Genomic DNA, 18,716 nt, shown 5'->3' on the forward strand with positions numbered 1-18,716 from the left:
CGGCGTCGCTGAGATTGTAGCGGGCCAGGCGTACGCGCTCGGCATAGCGGTCCCAGTCCCAGGGCTTGAGGTCGAAGTGCGGCCCGTCGGCGTCGATCACCTTCTGGATGTCGGCGGCCTCGCGGGCGGCGCGGGCGCGGGCCGGCGGGACCAGCTGGGCCATGAACTTTTCGGCCGCGGCCGGGTTCTCGGCCATCAGGGTTTCCAGCACATAGTCGGCGTAGGTCGGATGGCCGAGCAGCCTGGCTTTGTCGGCGCGCAATTGGGCGAGGGTGACGATGGTCTCGCGGGTGTCGTTGGCGTCGCCGCGCTCGGTGCGGGTCCAGCCGGCGTTGAACAGCTGTTCGCGCAAGGACCGGTCGGCCAGGTCCTTGAGCAGCGGTTGTTGGGTGGTGTTCTGCAGCGGGATGACCCACTTGCCGTCCAGGCCGCGCGCCTTGGCGGCTGACGCGAGGGCGGCGATCTGGCCGTCGCTGAGGCCCGCCAGCCTGGCCTTGTCGTCGATGACCAGGCCGCCGGCCTTGGCCCCGGCCAGCAGCTTTTGCTGAAAGGCCGTGCCTAGGACCGACAGCGTCTCGTTCAGCGCCTTGAGCTTGACCTTGTCGGCCGGCGACAGGTTGGCCCCGGAGTGGACGAAGTCGTCATAGGTCACCTTGACCAGCTGCTTCTGCTCGGCGTTGAGCTTCAGACGCTCGCGCTGGTCGTAGACCGCCTTCACCCGGGAAAAGAGCCTGGGATTGAGCACGATCGCGTCGCGGTGGGCCGCGCCCTTGGGGGATTCCTCGGTCTGGATCTTCTGCAGGGCGGGGTTGGTGTTGGCCTGGGTCAGGGCCGAAAAGACGCTGCTCGCCCGGCTCAGTTGCTCGCCCGAGCGGGCCAGGGCGACGATGGTGTTGTCGAAGGTCGGCGCGGCCGGATTGCCGGCGATCCTGGCGACCTCGGCCAATTGGGCGGCGCGGCCGGCGGCCATGGCCGGCTGGAAGTCGGTGTCCTTGATCCGGCTGAAATCGGGCGCATGCAGGAACAGCGAGCTGGGCTTGGCGAAGACGGCGCCGGGGCCGGATGGGACGGCCGTGTGGGCTGTGGCCTTCGGCGGGCGCGTGTGCGGGGTCTTCGGGGCGGCGGCGGCGGCCTGGCTGACGGCGAGGGCGCAGACGGCGGCGCACATCAACAGCAAACGGACTGGAAGCATGGCGGTCCTTGAATGGGTTCGCGCGACGGCGCGCGAGCGATTGCCCTAGAGCTACAGCATGCGCCGCGCCTTCCAAGCCCCAAGCGCTGAATTGCGCCCTAACCGGCCAGCTTGGCCATGTCCTCGTCGCTGATGTCGTAATTGGCCCAGACGTTTTGCACGTCGTCGTCGTCGTCGAGGCTGTCGATCAACTTCATCAGGGTGGCGACGGCGTCGCCGGTGACCGGGGTCTCGGACTTCGGCCGCCAGATGATGGCCGTGGATTTCGGATCGCCGAGCGCGGTGGTCAGGGCCTCGACGACCTCGTTCAGGCTCTCGAAGGCGGTCAGGATCACATGGCCGTCGGCGTCGGATTCGACGTCCTCGGCGCCGGCCTCGATGGCCGCTTCCATGATCGCATCTTCAGAGCCGGCGGAGGCCGGATACCTGATCTCGCCCAACCGATCGAACATGAAGGAGACCGAGCCGGTCTCGCCCATATTGCCGCCGTTCTTGGCGAAGACGGTGCGCACATTGGCGGCCGTGCGGTTCCTGTTGTCGGTCAGAACCTCGACCAGGATGCCGACGCCGCCGGGGCCGAAACCCTCGTAGCGGATCTCTTCGTAGGTGTCGGTCTCGCCGCCCATGGCCTTCTTGATGGCGCGCTCGATATTGTCGCGCGGCATGGAGAGGGCGCGGGCATTGTTGACCGCCAGGCGCAGGCGGGAATTGAACGCCGGGTCGGGCATGCCCAGCTTGGCAGCGACAGTGATTTCGCGCGCCAGCTTGGAAAAAACCTTGGAGCGAACCGCGTCGCTCTTGCCCTTGCGGTGCATGATATTCTTGGCGTGTGAATGGCCTGCCATTCTGGTCCCCATCTATGCTTATCGAGATTTTGCTTGGCTTATAGGGGCACGAAAGCCAATTGTGAAGCTTGCACGTCGCCTCCGCCGCACGCGCAATCGATAACCACATCTGCCAAGCCCCCTTGGCGCGCGCCTCGTGATATGCACCATGCGCCGCTATTGGAGACTGTGTGTGCAACCCTTGCTTTGGTGCTTTTTCTCGTGGCGCGGCCGGCTGAACCGGCAGGAATTCGCGCTCGCCTTCTTTTTCCTGGTGCTGGTGACCTATCTGGCCGGCCGCATCCTGGTCCAGAACATGGTCGGCCCGACCAATGCGGGCCAGCCATGGAACGCTGACGATCTGACCATGGCCCAGACCGAAGCGCAGATGCTGGCCTATGTGCTGACCGCCTGGCCGACCCTGACGCTACAGGTCAAGCGCCTGCGCGACCTCGGCTATTCCTGGCTTTATCTGGTGGGCGCCAATATCCTGGTGGCCGCAATAATGCTGTTCGCGCCGGTCATCGCCATCATCCTGGCGGTCGTGGCGTCTCTCTGGCTGTTCCTGTGGCCGGGCAAGCAGGCCTAGAAGATCGGCAGCGCCTGCGCCAAAACCCCGCCGATCCGCACCGGCATCACCTTGACGGCCAGCCCGGTGCGCGGATCGGTTTCCACCGCCACGCCCGACAGCGTCGCCTCGCCCTCGGCCGGCGAGAAGCGACCACCCATGATGCCGGTCAAAAACCGGTTGAGCGGTTCGTCCGCCTCCACCCCGATCACCGAATCATAATCGCCGCACATGCCGGCATCGGCCATCAGTGCCGTGCCGCCCTTGAGAATGCGGTGATCCGAGGTCGGGATATGGGTATGCGTGCCCACCACCAGCGACACCCGGCCATCCAGAAAATGCCCCATGGCCTGGATTTCCGAAGTTGCCTCGGTGTGGAAATCCACGATGATCGCATCGGCCTGTTCGCCCAAAGGACACGCCGCCACCGCCGCCTCGACGGCGCGAAACGGATCGTCGGCCGGCCCCATGAACACCCGGCCCAGTGCATTGACCACCAGCACCCGATGGCCATTGCGGCCTTCGATAAACATCGCGCCGCGTCCCGGCGTGCCGGGGGCCATATTGATTGGCCGCACCAAAGTGGTTTCGCGCTCGATATAGGTCAGCGTTTCGCGTCGATCGAAGGCATGGTCGCCCAGCGTCACGATATCGGCCCCGGCATCGCGAATGCCGGTAAAATGCGGCTCGGTCAGCCCATTGCCGTGGCTGGCATTCTCGCCATTGACCACCACGAAATCGAACCCATAGGTGGCGATGATGCCCGGCAGCCGCTCGGCCACCGCGTCGCGCCCCGCGCGGCCGACGACGTCACCCAAAAACAGAAATTTCATTGTGGCGATCCGAAATGGCGCACGCCGGTTTCGGTCACCACGACATCGAGCGGAATGTCATGGGACTCGCGCGGGATGGCATCGAGTTCCTGGGCGGCAAAAGCCAGCCCGATAAGGCGCGGTCTCTTGGTCAGTTGCGCCAGGGTGCGATCATAATAGCCACCGCCATAGCCCAGCCGCGTGCCCAACCGGTCGAACCCCAACAGCGGCATCAACACAACATCCGGCTCGGCCTGCGGCGCCAGTTCGGCCGGCGCCAACGTGCCGAATCCCGACGGATAAAGTGCTGCGCCCTGCTCCCAGACGCGCATTTCCAGCGCTTCGTCAGGCCCCAGCACCACCGGCAGCACCACGGGCTGGAAACTATCCATCAGCCGCACCAGGATGGGCTGGCAATCCAGCTCGTCGCGAATGCGCCAATAAGCTGCCACGACGGCGCCCGATGGAAGGTCGATCTTGCTGAAGAAATGCTCGGCCACGGCCTGCGCCGCTTCGGTGCGGACACCCTGCGGCAAGGCCGCGCGCGCCGCATGCGCCTTGAGCCGCAGCGCTGCCTTGGCATTTTCGATTGTGTCGTCAGCCATGCCGCGCCGTTGGTCCGTCCGCCGGAAAATAGGTGCCGCCCTGGCCGTGGGATACACGATCCCGGGAACCTACTTTACGTAGGTGGGCGCCGTATGTCTGAGCCCAGGAGCCCAGTCAGGGACAGCTCCCTAAGGATCGTTAAGGCCCCGGGGATATAGGTATCCAACACGCACCGGGCAGCACAGATAGATATAGTGCGTTCGGACGGGGAGTGCAAAGGGAGTTAGAGCAGTCTGTTGATATCGCGCAATCCGTGAACCACACGAGCAATAAGAACTTCGTCCTCGCGGACCTCAAATATCACTACATGCGACTGATGTCGATGCACCCGCACCGTTCGCTTGGAGTTTCGGTACTCCGGCACCGCAAATGGGCGCTCGGCGACAAATGCTAAAGAAGCCAGCAATCCGTCGCGGTAGGTCTCCGCTTGCTGCAGACCAAATTTCCTTGCGCTCTGGATAAAGATTGACCTGAGATCGCGGCGCGCCGCCTGCGAAAACTTAAGCCGCATCGCTATCGGCTTCTCCAGCTAAGTAGCTTTGCCGAGCTTCTTCAAAAATCTCCTCGGCTGTGAGATCGCTGATCCCACTGGCAAAGCCTTCTTCAATCAGCCGATCGAATTCAGCGAGAGCTGCCGCCCGCTCCTGATCATGCCGGATCAGATCGCGCACATAATCACTAGAATTTCCGTATTTTCCATCCCGCACTTGTGTCTCAACCCAATCCTTCATCTGGTCGGGGAGCGATACATTCATCGTGGCCATGACAAATCTCCTTTTCCAAACCAATAGCACATTTTGGCAAAGCTTGCCATAAGCGCTTTCCTTGCCCGCTTCGCCACGCCGCAATAGTCTGCACCGGCTCTCGAGGATATGTCGTGCGGACCTTGATCCACCTCTGGCTGATCATCCTGGCGCTGGCATTCAGCGCACCAGCCGCCATGGCCGACGACGCCCGATCCGCCTCCTGCACCACCCTCGACGGCACCAGAATCTGCATCCGCCCCGCGGCTTATGTCGTCGATGTCTGCGAGGCCATCGCGACGCTTGCCAGGCGCTACGAGCTGCCCGAGGCATTTTTCGCCCGCCTGATCTGGCAGGAAAGCCGCTTCGATCCGGCCGCGATCAGCCCGGCCGGCGCCCAGGGCATTGCCCAATTCACGGCCGGCACCGCAAGGCTTCGGCGCCTGGACAACGCGTTCGATCCTGCGCAGGCCTTGGCGAAATCCGCCGAATACCTGCGCGAACTCGAACTCAAATACGGCAATCTGGGCTTGGCTGCCGCAGCCTATAACGCCGGGGAGGGGCGCATGACCCGCGTCGTCACTGCTGGTAGCGGCGTGCCGTTCGAAACCCGCGACTATGTGTCGATCATCACCGGCCGCCCGATCGACTACTGGCTCGGGGATGCGCCCGAGGCGATTGACTACGCCTTGCGGCCCGAAAGGTCTTTCATTGCCGCCTGCGTCGAGATGGCCAAGGCCACCCCGATGCCGCAATTCCTGCCCGATCCGGCGGTTTGGCAGCCCTGGGGCATCCTGATCGCGCAAAACTTCGGCCGCGACCTGGTCGTGCGCCGCTTCACCCGCGCCCAGGCCAGCTATGGCGCCGTCCTCGGGCCCGAAAAATTGATGCTGATTTCAGTGCGCAATTCCAACTTCGGCCCGCGCACCCGCTATTCAGCCATGGTCGGTCGCCCAACCCGCAAGGACGCCCAACAGCTTTGCGATGCCCTCTTGGCCGCTGGCGGCAATTGTATCGTCCAAAAGAACGGCCCCTAATGCACCAGCCCGGTGTCATCCAGCGCCGCCGCCACCGATTCGAGCTTGCGCGCGGCTTCATCCAGCTTGGCGGCAAAGCGCTCTTCCAGCGCTTCGATCTCGGCCGAAATTTCCTGCCCAGCCCGCGTCAGCACCGTGACTTCGGTTTGCAATTCCTTGATCTTGCGCTCGGCTTCGGCCAGCTCGTCCACCACCGCAATGCCGGCCATCACCGTCAGCCGGTTATCGCCGATCTCGCCGACCGCGCCCTTGAGCCCCTCGACCTGCGCATTGAACCGCGCCGCCAACCCGATCAGGTGCTTCTGCTGACCCTCTTCGCAGGCCATGCGATACTTGCGGCCATTGATCTCGACATTGACTTCAGGCATCGGAAAAAATCCTACTTTGCCAGCACTTCGCGCACTGTTTCCATCGCCTCGACCAGGCGTCGCGAGACGTCATGGGCGCTGTCATCGAGTCGCTTGGCCCGCGCTGCCGCCTTGTCGAGTTCGGTGGCCAGCCGCGCGCGCTCGGTCACCAGCCGCTGGGTATCCACTTCCATGCGGTTGAGCTGCCGAATACGGCCATTGAGGTTCTTGACGCTGGCATCGAGCCGCGCCATGGCCTGATCGAACCGGCCATTGGCCGCCTCCATGCCGTCCTGCTGTCCGCTCTCGCTCATGGTCCGCCGCACCTCGACCTTAGTCGGTCACCCGTATCAGTTAGCCCCAGGGGGCCACCGATGCAACGTCCGACCCCACCGTCATTGACAGGCAATCGGAACCTGTTATGCCTCGAACCGCCTCTGGAAGCGGGCTCGCGGGGCCGCTTCTCCACAGTTTTATGCGACATGAGAAAGCGGAACGGCAGATGACGAACACAGCCCAGCAGAACGATTTGGCCAATGCGATCCGGTCCCTCTCCATGGATGCGGTCGAAAAAGCCAATTCCGGCCACCCGGGCCTGCCGATGGGCTGCGCCGATATCGCGACCGTCCTGTTCACCAAGGTGATGAAGTTCGATCCCGCCGACAGCAAATGGGCTGACCGCGACCGCTTCGTCCTGTCGGCCGGCCACGGCTCGATGCTGCTCTACTCCTCGCTCTATCTCCTCGGCTACGAGGACATGACCATCGAGCAGATCAAGAACTTCCGCCAGCTCGGCTCCAAGACCGCCGGCCACCCCGAATATCACTTCGCCCAGGGCATCGAAACCACGACCGGCCCGCTCGGCCAGGGCGTCGGCAATGCCGTCGGCATGGCGGTCGCCGAAGCCAAGCTCGCCGCCGAATTCGGTGACGATATCGTCGATCACCATACCTGGTGCCTCGCAGGCGACGGCTGCCTGATGGAAGGCATTTCCCAGGAAGCCATCGCGCTGGCTGGCCACCTCAAGCTCAACAAGCTGACCCTGATCTGGGACAACAATTCGATCACCATCGACGGCGCCGTCTCCAATTCCGACAGCACCGACCAGATCGCCCGCTTCAAGGCTTCGGGCTGGAACACCATCGCCATTGACGGTCACGACCAGGCCGCCATCGAAAAGGCGCTGCTCGATAGCAAGAAGTCGGACAAGCCCACCCTGATCGCCGCCAAGACCACGATTGGCTTCGGCGCCCCCAAGAAAGCCGGCACCGAAAAGGCCCATGGCGCCCCGCTCGGCGCCGAAGAACTGGCCGGCGCCAAGGCCGCGCTGGGCATCACCTACCCCGCCTTTGAAATCCCGTCCGAGATTCTCGCCACCTGGCGCGCCGCCGGCACTCGCAGCCAGAACGTGCGTGGCGAATGGCAGTCCCGCCTTGCCGCCTCGGCCAACAAGGCCGAGTTCGAACGCCGCACCAATGGCGAATTGCCCGTAGGCTTCCTCGAAGCCATGGACGCCCACAAGCGCAAGCTGACCGAAGACAAGCCCAAGGTTGCCTCGCGCAAGGCCAGCCAGATGGCACTCGACGTCATCAACAAGATCGTCCCCGAAGTGCAGGGCGGCTCCGCCGACCTGACCCATTCCAACCTGACCAACACCGTTGAAATGGTGCCCTTCACTGCCACCAACCGCGCCGGCCGCTACATGATGTACGGCATTCGCGAACAGGGCATGGCCGCCACCATGAACGGCATTGCGCTGCATGGCGGGCTGATCCCCTATGGCGGCACGTTCATGTGCTTTACCGATTATGCGCGCCCCGCCATCCGCCTCTCGGCGCTGATGGGCCAGCGCGTCATCTATGTGATGACCCACGATTCCATTGGCCTCGGCGAAGACGGCCCGACCCATCAGCCGGTCGAGCACATGTCGGCGCTGCGGGCCATCCCGAACCTCTTGGTCTTCCGCCCCTGCGATGCGGTGGAAACCGCCGAATGCTGGCAGCTTGCCATGGAAAGCACCACGGCGCCGTCGATCCTGGCCCTCAGCCGCCAGAACCTGCCGACCGTGCGCACCGAATACACGATGGAAAACAAGTCGGCCAAGGGCGCCTATAACCTGGTCGGTGATCTCGACGCCGATGTGGTGATCTTCGCCACCGGTTCCGAAGTCGCCATCGCCGTCGACGGCATGGCCCTGCTCAAGGAAAAGGGCATTTCGGCCCGCGTCGTGTCCGTGCCCTCGATGGAACTGTTCGCCAAGCAGTCCGACGCTTACCGCACCGAAGTTCTCGGCAAGGCCAAGGCCCGCGTCGCCGTCGAGGCCGGCATTTCGATGAGCTGGGACAAGCTGCTGGGTGACAAGGGTCGCTTTGTGGGCATGCATGGCTTTGGCGCCTCGGGCCCCATCGAAGCGCTTTACCCCTACTTTGGCATTACGCCCCAAGCCATTGTTGAAGCCGCCACCGCACAGTTGTAAGAGAGCCCACGGCTCCTCCCCCGCCACACTACTCTAAGGAAAACTTCCCATGGCAGTTCGCGTCGCCATCAACGGCTTCGGCCGCATCGGCCGCAATGTCCTCCGCGCCATCATCGAGTCGGGCCGCACCGATATCGAAGTGGTCGCCATCAATGATCTCGGCCCGGTCGAAACCAATGCGCACCTGTTCCGCTTCGATAGCGTGCATGGCCGCTTCAAGGGCGACGTTGTCGTCGATGGCGACACCATCGACGTCGGCCGTGGCCCCATCAAGGTGACCGCCGTCCGCAATCCCGAAGAGCTGCCGCACGCCGCCATGGGCGTCGATATCGCTCTGGAATGCACCGGCATCTTCACAGCACGCGACAAGGCCGCGATGCATCTGAAGGCCGGCGCCAAGCGCGTGCTGATCTCGGCTCCCGGCGAAGGCTCCGACCTGACCGTGGTCTATGGCATCAACCACCAGAAGCTGACGCACGAGCACATCATCGTCTCGAACGCCTCGTGCACCACCAACTGCCTGGCCCCGCTCGCCTATGTGCTGAACGAGACCGTCGGCATCGAAAAGGGAATGATGACCACCATTCATTCCTATACGGGTGACCAGCCGACCCTCGACACCATGCACAAGGACCTCTATCGCGGCCGCGCTGCCGCCCTGAGCCAGATCCCCACCTCGACCGGCGCCGCCAAGGCCATTGGCCTCGTGCTGCCCGACCTCAAGGGCAAACTGGACGGCATCTCGATCCGCGTGCCGACCCCGAACGTGTCGCTGGTGGACTTCAAGTTCATCGCCAAGCGCAACACGACGGCTGACGAAATCAACGAGATCGTCAAGGGTTATGCCGATGGCGCCCTCAAGGGCATCCTCGGCTATACGCTGCACCCGAATGTGTCGATCGACTTCAACCACGACAGTCATTCCTCGACCGTCGCGTTCGATCAGACCAAGGTCATGGACGGCAATTTCGTCGCGGTCCTCTCCTGGTACGACAATGAATGGGGTTTTTCCAACCGCATGGCCGATACCGCCGTCGCGCTGGGCAAGACGCTCTAATCTGCCGAATTTGCGCAAGAATCGGCCCCGTCGCTCTGCGGCGGGGCTTTTTTTCACCCCGATTTGGTCAGTGACAATCAGGAGGGACTGGCATGGACAAGATCGATTTCAAGGCCGAGCTGAAACACCTCTACCAGCCCGGAACCCGGGATTTTGTCTTTGTCGATGTGCCCGCAATGGACTTTGTCATGGTGGATGGGCAAGGCGATCCCAACACCGCCGACAGCTATCGCACGGCCGTGGAATGGCTCTATGGCGTGAGCTACGCCATGAAATTCGCCTCCAAGGACCTGGGGCAGGACTATTTCGTGCCACCGCTGGAGGGCCTGTGGTGGGCCGATGATCCCAGTGATTTCGTCGCCAGCAACAAGGCGAATTGGCGCTGGACCATGATGATCATGGTGCCCGATTTCATAGACCGCGCCATGTATGACGCCGCAGTCGAAAAAACTGCCGAAAAACTGACCGACGCGCCAGCCGGCCTGCGTCTTGAAACCTTCGCGGAGGGCCGCGCCCTGCAGATCATGCACTTGGGCAGCTATGACGAGGAAGGCCCCGCGCTGGAGCACCTGCACGAGGTGGAGATGCCCGGCCGCAAGCTGGTGCATAACGGGCATCACCACGAGATCTATCTCAACGACCCCCGCAAGACCGCGCCTGACAAACTCAAGACCATCCTGCGCCAACCGGTCAAACCAGCCTGAGCGCTTGCCAGCGCGATGCCTGCGCCCCTAATCTTTGCCGAATTCACCGCTCCCCGAGGGCAGACGCCGCATGAGCCTTGACCGTTCCGTCCGCTGGCGCGGCCTTGACCCCGCCACCTTCGAGCATTGCCACGTCATCTCCACCGAGCGCGACACCCGCATCCGGGGCACCATTATCACCCCCAGCTATGGCCTCTTTTACCGTATCAAGCTCGATGACACCGAACATGTCCGCACGCTCAAGATCGAGCGCACTGACGGCAAAGTCCTCGAACTGTTCTCCGACGGCGCCGGCAACTGGTCCGACGACAGAGCCGAGCCGCTATCGGCGCTCAAGGGCTGCATCGATATCGACATCTGGCCGACGCCGCTGACCAATTCGCTGCCGATCTGGCGCTGCCAATGGACCATTGGGACGCCGCAACGCTTCGCCATGGCCTGGATCGACGGCGACGACATGACGGTCCGGCGCGCCGAGCAGATTTACACCCAGCTCGACGCCACCCATTTCCGCTATCAATCGGCCGACTTCGAACGCGATATCGAAGTCGATGCCGACCGGCTGGTCGTGACCTATCCCGGCCTGTTCGAGCGCGCCGACTAACCCCTGTCGTCCCAGAGTCACCGACTCGCGCTACTTCTCCCGCACGCAAGCGTTTCGGGAGCCATCATGTTTCGCGTCATGCGCCGGGTCCTGCCCGCCATTCCCGCCACCGCCGTCATCAGCGGCTGGATCGGCCAACCCCTGATCCTGCTGCTTCCGCCCGCTGCTGCCACCGGCTTCCTGCTCTGGCGCGATCGCGCCATCCGGCGCCATGTCGGCCTCGCCGCCTGGCCCAGCGACGGCTTTGCCCGCCACGTGCTGACCGACGACCTGGGAACCTTGGCCACCATCACCCTTGCCAGCGCGCCGCTATTTTTCATCGGCCAACTGGCCCGCGCTGTGCTGCCGCTCGTCTGATCGCGCCGTGCTTGGGGCTTCCGCCCTGCCCTGGTCTCTGCTACGCACGGGCAAACTTCGGCAGCGGGCGGGATCACCATGAGCGCACATTTCAAGACTCTCGATGAACTCGATCTGACAGGCAAGCGCGTGCTGCTGCGCGCCGACCTCAACGTGCCGGTTGCCGATGGCAAGGTCACCGACGCGACCCGCATCGAGCGCCTGATCCCCACCATCCGCGAGATCGTCCGCCACGACGGCAAGGTGATCCTGCTCAGCCATTTCGGCCGCCCCAAGGGCAAGGTCGATCCCCAATTTTCGCTCGAAGTGGTCGCCTCCACCGTCGCCGACCTGACCGGCCATCCCGTGGGCTTCATTCCCACCGACTGGACCGATGTCTCGGGTGCCAAAAAGGCTATCGATGCCGCCCCCGCTGGCAGCGTCTTCATCCTCGAAAACACCCGCTTCCACCCCGGCGAAGAGACGAACGATATCGAACTGGCCAAGACCATGGCCAGCCTCGGCGATGTCTATGTCAACGACGCCTTCTCGGCCGCCCACCGCGCCCATGCCTCCACCGAAGCCCTGGCGCGCCTGCTCCCCGCCGCCGCCGGCCTCGCCATGCAGGCCGAACTCGAAGCGCTCGAAGCTGGCCTCGGCAAGCCGAAAAAGCCGGTCGTCGCCATTGTCGGCGGCGCCAAGGTCTCTTCCAAGATCGATCTTCTGGAAAATCTTGTCACCAAGGTCGATGGCCTCGTCATCGGCGGCGGCATGGCCAACACGTTCCTGCATGCCCAGGGCTTTGGCGTCGGCAAGTCGCTGGCCGAAAAGGATCTCGCCGAAACCGCCTTGCGCATCATGGACAAGGCCATCGACAGCGGCTGCGCCATCATCCTGCCGATCGACGCGGTCGTGTCCTGGCACTTCAAGGCCAATTCGCCCACCCGCCTCTACAGCGCCGAAGCCATCGACCCCGAGGGCATGATCCTCGATATCGGCCCCTCTTCGATCGAACGCATCAAGGGCGCCATCGATGACGCCCATACGGTGGTCTGGAACGGCCCGATGGGCGCCTTCGAAATGACCCCGTTCGACGCCGGAACAGTTGAAATCGCCCGCCACGTCGCCAAGCGCACCAAGTCCGGTCAACTGGTCTCCGTGGCCGGCGGCGGCGACACCGTCTCCGCCCTCGCCCATGCCGGCGTAAAGGACGATTTCACCTACGTCTCCACCGCCGGCGGCGCGTTTCTGGAGTGGATGGAAGGCAAGCCCTTGCCGGGGGTGGATGCGCTGAAGAAGTGACCCCTTGATTTGTAATGCATTTGCATTACGTTTGTGGTTATAGGAGGCTTCTATGGCCACAAACGCACTCGTCCAAACCCGCATTGACGCCGATATCAAGGACCGCGCCACCGAGGTTCTCAGCACGATGGGCCTGACGGTATCCGACGCCGTCCGCATCCTTTTGACGCGCGTCGCCAACGAAGGCGCGCTGCCTGCCGGCCTGACCACCGATCCCGAGGCCTATGACAAATGGTTCAGGGCAAAGGTTCAGGAAGCCCTGGACGATCCTCATCCGGGTTACTCTTCCGACGAAGTTGAGACCTATTTCGCAGAAAAGCGTGCCGCAACACGCCGGACACTCGATAGCGAATGAATTTGCGGTGGACGCGGGCCGCCCGGAGGGATCGCGAAAGCATCTATGCCTTTTTCGAAGCAGAGCAACCGGAAGCTGCACTACGACTCGACGAGCGCTTTGGCGAGCGCGCCAACCAACTAACCAAGTTCCCGCAGGTAGGCAGGACGGGCCGTATGCCTGACACCCGCGAGCTTTCGATCCCAGGCAGTAGCTACTTGCTGGTTTATCGGGTGGAAATTGATCTGGTCTGGATAGTTAGGGTGCTGCACACGGCACGAGCTTGGCCCGAGAAAGACTGATTTTGGTTCCCTAACCCCTTCGTCTAATAACCCTAGGTCTAATCGCCTCGGCCCAAACGAAAGTCTAATCTTGCTCAATCTTCAGCAAGGTCAGGACGCCACCGATGTCGTTGAATGCAATCGCCCAAAAACTCATGGAGCAGGGCAAGGGTATCCTCGCCGCCGATGAATCCGAAGGCACCATCGCCAAGCGCTTCGCCAAGATCAACCTGCCCAATTCTCTGGACCTGCGCCGCGATTATCGCGAGATGTTGTTCCGCTCCACCGATGCGATGAAAAATTACATCTCCGGCGTCATCCTCACCGAGGAAACCCTGGAACAATCCGCCGCCGATGGCACTTCGTTCCGCGCCATGATGGCCGATGCCGATGTCATCCCCGGCATCAAGGTCGATCGCGGCGCCTTCCCCATGCCGGGAGATGCCAGCGAAAAGATCACCGAAGGCCTCGATGGCCTGCGCCAGCGCCTGCAGCGCTATGCGACCCTGGGCGCAGGCTTCGCCAAATGGCGCGCCGTGATCACCATCAACGACGTGGCCCCAACTCGCAACAATATCCGCGCCAATGCCCATGCGCTCGCGCGCTACGCCATCCTGTGCCAGGAATCGGGCATCGTTCCGATCGTCGAGCCCGAAGTGGTCGGCGATGGCGATCCGGGCAATCACTCGATGGAACGCTGCGCCCAGGTCACCAGCGAAGTGCTCGAAAACGTGTTCAAGGAACTGCGCCTCGCCGGCGTCGATCTCGGCGGCATGCTGCTCAAGCCCAACATGATCATGCCCGGCATCAATTCGCGCGACCGCCCGACCGTGCAGGACATCGCCAAGCGCACGGTCGAAGTGCTGCGCGAGCATGTTCCCGCTGCTGTCCCCGGTATCGCCTTCCTGTCCGGCGGCCAGACCGATGAGGAGGCCACCGCCCATCTCTCGGCCATCAACCAGATCAAGGGCCTGCCCTGGCCGCTGACCTTCTCCTATGGCCGCGCCCTGCAAAACGTCGCCCTGCGCACCTGGGCCGGCCGCCGCGAAAACTTCCCCGCCGCCCAAGCCGCCTTTACCCACCGCGCCAAGATGAATTCCCTGGCCGCCCTGGGCCAGTGGGAGCCGGCGCTCGACCAGGCCGCCTGACCTTTAGACGTCCCAACGTCGAACTCGACGCGCCCCTGCCCGGGCGCGTTTTTTTGCTCGCCAACTCCAGATTGCGCCCGCCCCGGCTTTTCCATATTGAGACAGTCGTCCCTTTTGTCGCCCAAATGGCGCTGCATAGAGCGTCACTGCGTCAACTCTCCGGAAGCCCATGGCCGCACAATTGTTCATCGTCACCCCTGCGTCCGCCGATCCGGAAGCCTTTCCGCAAACGCTGATGGCCGTACTGGCCGCAGCGCAGGTCTCGGCCATCCTGGTGCGCCGCGATGATCGCAGCGAGGCCGACTATGCCAGGCTTGCCACCGCTATCATCAATGTCGGCCAGGGCGCCGGTTGCGCCGTGCTGATTGAGGAAGACCCCGCCCTCGCCAAGCGCCTCGGCGCCGATGGCGTGCATGTCTCCGGTGGCGCCGCAGCCGTCAAAGCCGCCATCAAGGCACTCAAGCCCGCCCTCATCGTCGGCGCCGGCAATGTCCAATCCCGCCACGATGCCATGACCATGGGCGAGATGGACGTGGACTACGTGTTCTTCGGCCCCCTCGACGGCACCAGTGACGAAGCCGCCAACGACCTCGCCCTTTGGTGGGCCGAAACCTTCGAAATCCCAGCCGTGCTGAGCGATCCCGGTGCCACCCCGGACCTAGCCCAAACCGCCGCTGTCGAGTTCGTGGCGCTTTCCACCAGCCTCTGGACCGCCCAGCCTGCCGCCACCGCCGCCCAGTTCGCCGCAGCGATGGAGCAAGCCTGATGCGTCGCTTCGCCCCCCTGCTGTTGCTCGCGACCGCGCTGATCCCGTCCGTCGCCCTCGCCCAAAGCACGCCCGCCGAGGCGATCAGCAACGAAATCTTCGGGCCCCGCCAGCGCGTCGATGAAGCCTTCGGCGCTTTCCAGCGCGGCTATTTCCTCACCGCGCTCGAACTGGCCCTGCCCCGCGCCGGAACGGGCGATGCGGCCGCCCAGACCCTGATCGCCGAGATTTACGCCAAAGGCCTCGGCGTCGCCGAAAATCCCTCCCGCGCTGCCGGCTGGTATCAGCTCGCCAGCAATAACGGCGACATGCTCGCCAGTTTCGAATTGGCTTTGCTCTATCAGGAAGGCGCCGGCGTACCGCTCAATCGCCAGCGCGCCGCGGACCTGTTCAAGAAAGCCGCCGACGCCGGCTACATGCCCGCCAAGTACAATATGGCCCTGCTCCATGTCGAAGGCACCTATGCCTCCCCCAGCCTGACCGAAGCCGCCAAGCTGCTCAAGGAAGCCGCCGACGCCAAGCTGCCCGAAGCCCAATACGATTACGGCACCATGCTGATCGAAGGCGCCGGCTCCGTTCCCGACCCGGTCGGCGGCGCCAAATATATCGGCCTGGCCGCCGAAGCCGGCCTGATCGACGCCCAGATCGATTACGCCACCCTGCTCTATATGGGCCAGGGCATCGCCAAGAACGCCACCGACGCCGCCAGCTGGTATCAGCGCGCCGCCGAAGCCGGCAGTCCCGTCGCACAGAACCGTTATGCCAAGCTGCTCGCGGTCGGCGAAGGCACCACGCTCAATCTCGAAGACGCCGCCATGTGGCGCGCCCTCGCCCGCCGCCAGGGCCTGAGCGATCCGGCGCTCGACCGCCTTCTGGTCTCCATTCCGGGGCCCGAACTGGCGCGTGCCGAAGAGCGCGCCCGCTTCTGGCCCTCCGAATTGCCCGACGCCAACGCTACCACCAAGCCGGCGGTCGACCCTGCCGCCGATGGGCAGACCACCCTGCCCGCCCCCACCGACGCGAGCCAGGCGCCGCCCGTCGCACCAGCGCCGGCGCCCGGCAGCACCGACGCCCCGGTGCCCGCGATAAGGCAAAGCCCTTGAACCGGCGCCCGTTCTGGGGCAATAAGCCCCCCACGCCCCTATAGACTTGTTGCTTAGAGCCTGCCGCTGCGCGGATGCTCCCCAGCGGCAGTTGCCAACCCACACCCGAAAAACGAGACAATGGCTAAAATCAACGGCAATGAAGTCCGCCCCGGCATGGCGATCATGCATCAGGATCGTCTGTGGGTCGCGGTCAAGGTCGATCACGTCAAGCCCGGTAAGGGCGGCGCCTATGCGCAGGTCGAGCTCAAGGCCATTCTGGGTGGCACCAAGCTCAACGAGCGCTTCCGTTCGGCCGAGACCGTCGAACAGGTCGATCTCGAATTCCGCGATTTCACTTATCTCTACGAGCAGGGCGATAGCCTGGTGTTCATGGACCAGGACAGCTACGAGCAGATCGAGTTGCTCAAGGAATTCGTCGGCGACCGCGCCGCGTTCCTGCAGGACGGCATGAAGATCACCGTCGAAATGCACGAGGACACCCCGCTGGGCGTCCGCTTCCCGGCCAACGTCATCCTCGAAGTCGTCGAGGCCGATCCGGCCGTCAAGGGTCAGACCGCCGCCAACTCGTTCAAGCCCGCCAAGCTCTCCAATGGCCTCAAGGTGATGGTGCCGCAGTTCGTCAATACCGGCGAGCGCATCGTCGTCGACACTACCGAAGTCACCTATATGCGTCGGGCTGACTAGCCATGGCACGCTCGGCAATTCTTCACGTCATGGTTCAGGCCGCCATCAAGGCGGGCAAGTCGCTCACCAAGGATTTCGGCGAAGTCGAAAACCTGCAGGTCTCCCGCAAGGGTCCGGCCGATTTCGTCTCCAACGCCGATCGGCGCGCCGAACAGATCTGCTTCGATGAGCTTCAGAAAGCCCGTCCCACCTACGCCTTCCTGATGGAAGAGGGCGGCGAAGTCGCCGGCACCGATGGCCAGCATCGCTGGATCATCGATCCGCTCGATGGCACCACCAACTTCCTGCACTCGATCCCATTGTTCGCCGTGGCCATCGCCCTCGAGCGCGCCAACGAAATCGTCGCCTCGGTGATCTACAATCCGGTGATGGACGAGCTCTATACCGCCGAAAAGGGCGGCGGCACCTGGGTCAACGATCGCAAGCGCCTGCGCGTCGCCGGCCGCAAGCACCTGGCCGACGCGGTGATTTCCACGGGCATCAAGACCCAGGGCACCGCCAATGACGGTCTGCAACTGCGCCAGCTTGCACATATCAATCCCGCCGTCGCCGGCGTCCGCCGCTCGGGCTCGATCTCGGTGGATATGGCCTGGCTCGCCTCCGGCCGCTTCGATGGCCTGTGGGAAGCAGGCCTGTCCCCCTGGGACGTGGCGCCGGGCCTCTTGATGGTCAAGGAAGCCGGCGGTTTCGTCTCCGACTACGCCGGCGCCCCCGGCTCCGTCTGGAACGGCCAGATCGTCGCCGGCAATGAATACATCCAGCCGGCTTTGCTCAAGGAACTCAAGGCGATTCAGTAGCTGACGTTACGGGCAGTGGTCGCTTCGAAAGTCTTGATAGACCTGCTTGTATGTCGCTGCATCGGTGGGCACCGCCAGATCGATAAATGAACCGCACATACTCGGCTCGTTGCTTGTGCAGAAGCCCTTGGCGGCATCGACACCGGCAAGGTTTGGCCGGAGCAGATCTATCCCGATGATCTTTGTGAAATCATAGACCGCAGGGGCAACGCTAGCCACCACCTCGCCGGCGACGGTAACGTTGCCGGACGTTTCATAAGTACAGTCGGTTAGCTTCCTGACACTCATGATCATGTGGACCGGGCCATCGGCGTGGCTACCAATGCCGACAAAGCGGCCGGAGGCATTCTGCGTCCAAAGCAAATCAGTGCCGGCGACGTTTGTCGTCTTCGACACTTGTATGCCCGCGAGCAGGTAAGCCACGGCGTCCTCCGCCTCAAGCGGCGAGGCCACCGCAACAGCGGGTATGGAGGTGACGATCAGTGCCATGATGGCGAAAATCTTCTTCATAACCCAACGCTAGCCCGAAGCACTGGCGCTGATCAAAGCGATCCAACGCGCCGGCAAGATGATGGCCCTGTCTTGCTCGCTTTCGCGTCCACTGAGCCCGGTAGCCACCCCGAGTGCCCGCGTCACCGCTAGGTGGTGCTGATTACGCAACATCGTAGCTCCCATCACACGCCCCCATCAAAGGACGTGTCTCCCGGTGGGCTGGGTCCTAAGCACGACTAGATTGACCTCCATCCCAACCCAAGAGTGCCGCCATCACCTCCCCCTTGATGGGGGAGGCTGGGAGGGTGTCGTTCAGCCCCGATCGTCCAACTTACCCAACTAATCCCCACCCCCAAAACCGCCCCCATACTCGCCCCCGATATCTCCACAATGGCTGCGGGTTCGCGACGAACGGCCGTGGGGAGTTTGGTGGGAGGGGAATGCGGTCGCGCGATCCCTGGGCCAGCGCGACGTTCGTCTCCTGAAACAGTGGAGGCCAC

24 protein-coding genes are annotated in these 18,716 nt (G+C 63.4%); 15 read left to right on the forward strand and 9 right to left on the reverse strand.

The annotated features are described in order from the left end of the window. Both JWP26_RS04905 and JWP26_RS04910 read right to left on the reverse strand, forming a co-directional pair. Positions 1-1,192: M3 family metallopeptidase (locus tag JWP26_RS04905; RefSeq protein ID WP_299724286.1), on the reverse strand; the 1,192-nt coding region annotated here is incomplete at its 3' end. Between the two features lie 98 nt (positions 1,193-1,290). Then, positions 1,291-2,037, reverse strand: coding sequence for a YebC/PmpR family DNA-binding transcriptional regulator (locus tag JWP26_RS04910; RefSeq protein WP_299724288.1), 747 nt, complete (start codon positions 2,035-2,037; stop codon positions 1,291-1,293). Between the two features lie 172 nt (positions 2,038-2,209). Between JWP26_RS04910 and JWP26_RS04915 the strand changes: the two genes are divergently transcribed. Beyond that, entirely contained in the window at positions 2,210-2,605 is a 396-nt protein-coding gene (locus JWP26_RS04915; RefSeq protein ID WP_299724290.1) for a DUF805 domain-containing protein, read from the forward strand. Here the strand turns inward: JWP26_RS04915 and JWP26_RS04920 are convergent. From JWP26_RS04920 to JWP26_RS04935, 4 genes are all read right to left on the reverse strand, one after another. Further along, positions 2,602-3,417, reverse strand: coding sequence for a TIGR00282 family metallophosphoesterase (locus tag JWP26_RS04920; protein WP_299724292.1), 816 nt, complete (start codon positions 3,415-3,417; stop codon positions 2,602-2,604). The genes JWP26_RS04915 and JWP26_RS04920 overlap by 4 nt on opposite strands. After that, on the reverse strand, positions 3,414-4,001 hold the full coding sequence (locus JWP26_RS04925; protein WP_299724294.1) for a 5-formyltetrahydrofolate cyclo-ligase: 588 nt from the start codon (positions 3,999-4,001) through the stop codon (positions 3,414-3,416). The genes JWP26_RS04920 and JWP26_RS04925 overlap by 4 nt, the downstream gene beginning before the upstream one ends. Positions 4,002-4,225: 224 nt before the next feature. Next, positions 4,226-4,513, reverse strand: a complete 288-nt coding sequence (locus tag JWP26_RS04930) for a type II toxin-antitoxin system RelE/ParE family toxin (protein WP_299724296.1) — start codon at positions 4,511-4,513, stop codon at positions 4,226-4,228. Continuing rightward, complete coding sequence (locus JWP26_RS04935; RefSeq protein ID WP_299724298.1) at positions 4,503-4,766, reverse strand: type II toxin-antitoxin system ParD family antitoxin; 264 nt, start codon at positions 4,764-4,766, stop codon at positions 4,503-4,505. The genes JWP26_RS04930 and JWP26_RS04935 overlap by 11 nt, the downstream gene beginning before the upstream one ends. A 113-nt stretch (positions 4,767-4,879) precedes the next feature. On the opposite strand from JWP26_RS04935, the gene JWP26_RS04940 reads away from it, so the two are divergent. Continuing rightward, complete coding sequence (locus JWP26_RS04940) at positions 4,880-5,782, forward strand: lytic transglycosylase domain-containing protein (RefSeq protein WP_299724300.1); 903 nt, start codon at positions 4,880-4,882, stop codon at positions 5,780-5,782. Here JWP26_RS04940 and JWP26_RS04945 read toward each other — a convergent pair. Continuing rightward, positions 5,779-6,150: a cell division protein ZapA gene (locus tag JWP26_RS04945; protein ID WP_299724302.1), complete on the reverse strand. Its 372-nt coding sequence runs from the start codon at positions 6,148-6,150 to the stop codon at positions 5,779-5,781. The two genes, JWP26_RS04940 and JWP26_RS04945, sit on opposite strands and share 4 nt — an antisense overlap. Positions 6,151-6,161: 11 nt before the next feature. Next, positions 6,162-6,443, reverse strand: coding sequence for a DUF4164 family protein (locus JWP26_RS04950; RefSeq protein WP_299724304.1), 282 nt, complete (start codon positions 6,441-6,443; stop codon positions 6,162-6,164). A 188-nt stretch (positions 6,444-6,631) separates the two neighbouring features. On the opposite strand from JWP26_RS04950, the gene tkt reads away from it, so the two are divergent. From tkt to JWP26_RS05010, 13 genes are all read left to right on the forward strand, one after another. Further along, complete coding sequence (gene tkt / locus JWP26_RS04955) at positions 6,632-8,605, forward strand: transketolase (RefSeq protein ID WP_299724306.1); 1,974 nt, start codon at positions 6,632-6,634, stop codon at positions 8,603-8,605. Positions 8,606-8,654: 49 nt separating this feature from the next. Further along, a complete protein-coding gene (gene gap, locus JWP26_RS04960) occupies positions 8,655-9,662 on the forward strand; it encodes a type I glyceraldehyde-3-phosphate dehydrogenase (RefSeq protein WP_299724308.1) in 1,008 nt (335 codons plus the stop codon). A 92-nt stretch (positions 9,663-9,754) separates the two neighbouring features. Continuing rightward, positions 9,755-10,366 (forward strand): GyrI-like domain-containing protein, encoded by a 612-nt coding sequence (locus JWP26_RS04965; protein ID WP_299724310.1) that lies wholly within the window; start codon positions 9,755-9,757, stop codon positions 10,364-10,366. Between the two features lie 70 nt (positions 10,367-10,436). Beyond that, positions 10,437-10,970 (forward strand): putative glycolipid-binding domain-containing protein, encoded by a 534-nt coding sequence (locus tag JWP26_RS04970; RefSeq protein WP_299724312.1) that lies wholly within the window; start codon positions 10,437-10,439, stop codon positions 10,968-10,970. Between the two features lie 66 nt (positions 10,971-11,036). Then, on the forward strand, positions 11,037-11,327 hold the full coding sequence (locus JWP26_RS04975) for a hypothetical protein (RefSeq protein ID WP_299724314.1): 291 nt from the start codon (positions 11,037-11,039) through the stop codon (positions 11,325-11,327). Positions 11,328-11,405: 78 nt separating this feature from the next. Beyond that, complete coding sequence (gene pgk, locus JWP26_RS04980; protein ID WP_299724315.1) at positions 11,406-12,608, forward strand: phosphoglycerate kinase; 1,203 nt, start codon at positions 11,406-11,408, stop codon at positions 12,606-12,608. 52 nt (positions 12,609-12,660) lie between these two features. Beyond that, complete coding sequence (locus JWP26_RS04985) at positions 12,661-12,963, forward strand: type II toxin-antitoxin system RelB/DinJ family antitoxin (RefSeq protein WP_299724317.1); 303 nt, start codon at positions 12,661-12,663, stop codon at positions 12,961-12,963. Continuing rightward, entirely contained in the window at positions 12,960-13,244 is a 285-nt protein-coding gene (locus tag JWP26_RS22395; RefSeq protein ID WP_367184071.1) for a type II toxin-antitoxin system RelE/ParE family toxin, read from the forward strand. The genes JWP26_RS04985 and JWP26_RS22395 overlap by 4 nt, the downstream gene beginning before the upstream one ends. Before the next feature lie 104 nt (positions 13,245-13,348). Next, the gene (locus JWP26_RS04990; protein WP_299724319.1) at positions 13,349-14,371 is read left to right on the forward strand and encodes a class I fructose-bisphosphate aldolase; all 1,023 of its coding nucleotides are present in this window, start codon (positions 13,349-13,351) and stop codon (positions 14,369-14,371) included. 169 nt (positions 14,372-14,540) lie between these two features. Then, entirely contained in the window at positions 14,541-15,137 is a 597-nt protein-coding gene (locus tag JWP26_RS04995) for a thiamine phosphate synthase (protein WP_299724321.1), read from the forward strand. Beyond that, a complete protein-coding gene (locus JWP26_RS05000) occupies positions 15,137-16,240 on the forward strand; it encodes a tetratricopeptide repeat protein (RefSeq protein WP_299724323.1) in 1,104 nt (367 codons plus the stop codon). Before JWP26_RS04995 ends, JWP26_RS05000 begins: the two co-directional genes overlap by 1 nt. 120 nt (positions 16,241-16,360) lie before the next feature. Further along, positions 16,361-16,927, forward strand: a complete 567-nt coding sequence (gene efp / locus JWP26_RS05005) for an elongation factor P (protein WP_299724325.1) — start codon at positions 16,361-16,363, stop codon at positions 16,925-16,927. Positions 16,928-16,929: 2 nt separating this feature from the next. After that, positions 16,930-17,724, forward strand: a complete 795-nt coding sequence (locus JWP26_RS05010; protein WP_299724327.1) for an inositol monophosphatase family protein — start codon at positions 16,930-16,932, stop codon at positions 17,722-17,724. A 6-nt stretch (positions 17,725-17,730) separates the two neighbouring features. On the opposite strand, the gene JWP26_RS05015 is transcribed toward JWP26_RS05010, so the two are convergent. After that, a complete protein-coding gene (locus JWP26_RS05015; protein WP_299724329.1) occupies positions 17,731-18,234 on the reverse strand; it encodes a hypothetical protein in 504 nt (167 codons plus the stop codon). Between the last annotated feature and the right edge of the window lie 482 nt (positions 18,235-18,716).

Origin of the sequence: Devosia sp., assembly GCF_028290435.1 — a bacterium.
Taxonomy (GTDB): Bacteria; Pseudomonadota; Alphaproteobacteria; order Rhizobiales; family Devosiaceae; genus Devosia.

Coding starts and splice junctions, on each gene's coding strand:
- efp (WP_299724325.1), top strand. CDS start 16,361: ATGGCTAAAATCAACGGCAATGAAGTCCGCCCCGGCATGGCGATCATG.
- JWP26_RS04990 (WP_299724319.1), top strand. CDS start 13,349: ATGTCGTTGAATGCAATCGCCCAAAAACTCATGGAGCAGGGCAAGGGT.
- JWP26_RS04985 (WP_299724317.1), top strand. CDS start 12,661: ATGGCCACAAACGCACTCGTCCAAACCCGCATTGACGCCGATATCAAG.
- JWP26_RS04925 (WP_299724294.1), bottom strand. CDS start 4,001: ATGGCTGACGACACAATCGAAAATGCCAAGGCAGCGCTGCGGCTCAAG.
- JWP26_RS05015 (WP_299724329.1), bottom strand. CDS start 18,234: ATGAAGAAGATTTTCGCCATCATGGCACTGATCGTCACCTCCATACCC.
- JWP26_RS04935 (WP_299724298.1), bottom strand. CDS start 4,766: ATGGCCACGATGAATGTATCGCTCCCCGACCAGATGAAGGATTGGGTT.
- JWP26_RS05000 (WP_299724323.1), top strand. CDS start 15,137: ATGCGTCGCTTCGCCCCCCTGCTGTTGCTCGCGACCGCGCTGATCCCG.
- JWP26_RS04970 (WP_299724312.1), top strand. CDS start 10,437: ATGAGCCTTGACCGTTCCGTCCGCTGGCGCGGCCTTGACCCCGCCACC.
- JWP26_RS04910 (WP_299724288.1), bottom strand. CDS start 2,037: ATGGCAGGCCATTCACACGCCAAGAATATCATGCACCGCAAGGGCAAG.
- JWP26_RS04930 (WP_299724296.1), bottom strand. CDS start 4,513: ATGCGGCTTAAGTTTTCGCAGGCGGCGCGCCGCGATCTCAGGTCAATC.
- gap (WP_299724308.1), top strand. CDS start 8,655: ATGGCAGTTCGCGTCGCCATCAACGGCTTCGGCCGCATCGGCCGCAAT.
- JWP26_RS04975 (WP_299724314.1), top strand. CDS start 11,037: ATGTTTCGCGTCATGCGCCGGGTCCTGCCCGCCATTCCCGCCACCGCC.
- JWP26_RS04945 (WP_299724302.1), bottom strand. CDS start 6,150: ATGCCTGAAGTCAATGTCGAGATCAATGGCCGCAAGTATCGCATGGCC.
- JWP26_RS04965 (WP_299724310.1), top strand. CDS start 9,755: ATGGACAAGATCGATTTCAAGGCCGAGCTGAAACACCTCTACCAGCCC.
- JWP26_RS04950 (WP_299724304.1), bottom strand. CDS start 6,443: ATGAGCGAGAGCGGACAGCAGGACGGCATGGAGGCGGCCAATGGCCGG.
- JWP26_RS04920 (WP_299724292.1), bottom strand. CDS start 3,417: ATGAAATTTCTGTTTTTGGGTGACGTCGTCGGCCGCGCGGGGCGCGAC.
- tkt (WP_299724306.1), top strand. CDS start 6,632: ATGACGAACACAGCCCAGCAGAACGATTTGGCCAATGCGATCCGGTCC.
- JWP26_RS04995 (WP_299724321.1), top strand. CDS start 14,541: ATGGCCGCACAATTGTTCATCGTCACCCCTGCGTCCGCCGATCCGGAA.
- JWP26_RS22395 (WP_367184071.1), top strand. CDS start 12,960: ATGAATTTGCGGTGGACGCGGGCCGCCCGGAGGGATCGCGAAAGCATC.
- pgk (WP_299724315.1), top strand. CDS start 11,406: ATGAGCGCACATTTCAAGACTCTCGATGAACTCGATCTGACAGGCAAG.
- JWP26_RS05010 (WP_299724327.1), top strand. CDS start 16,930: ATGGCACGCTCGGCAATTCTTCACGTCATGGTTCAGGCCGCCATCAAG.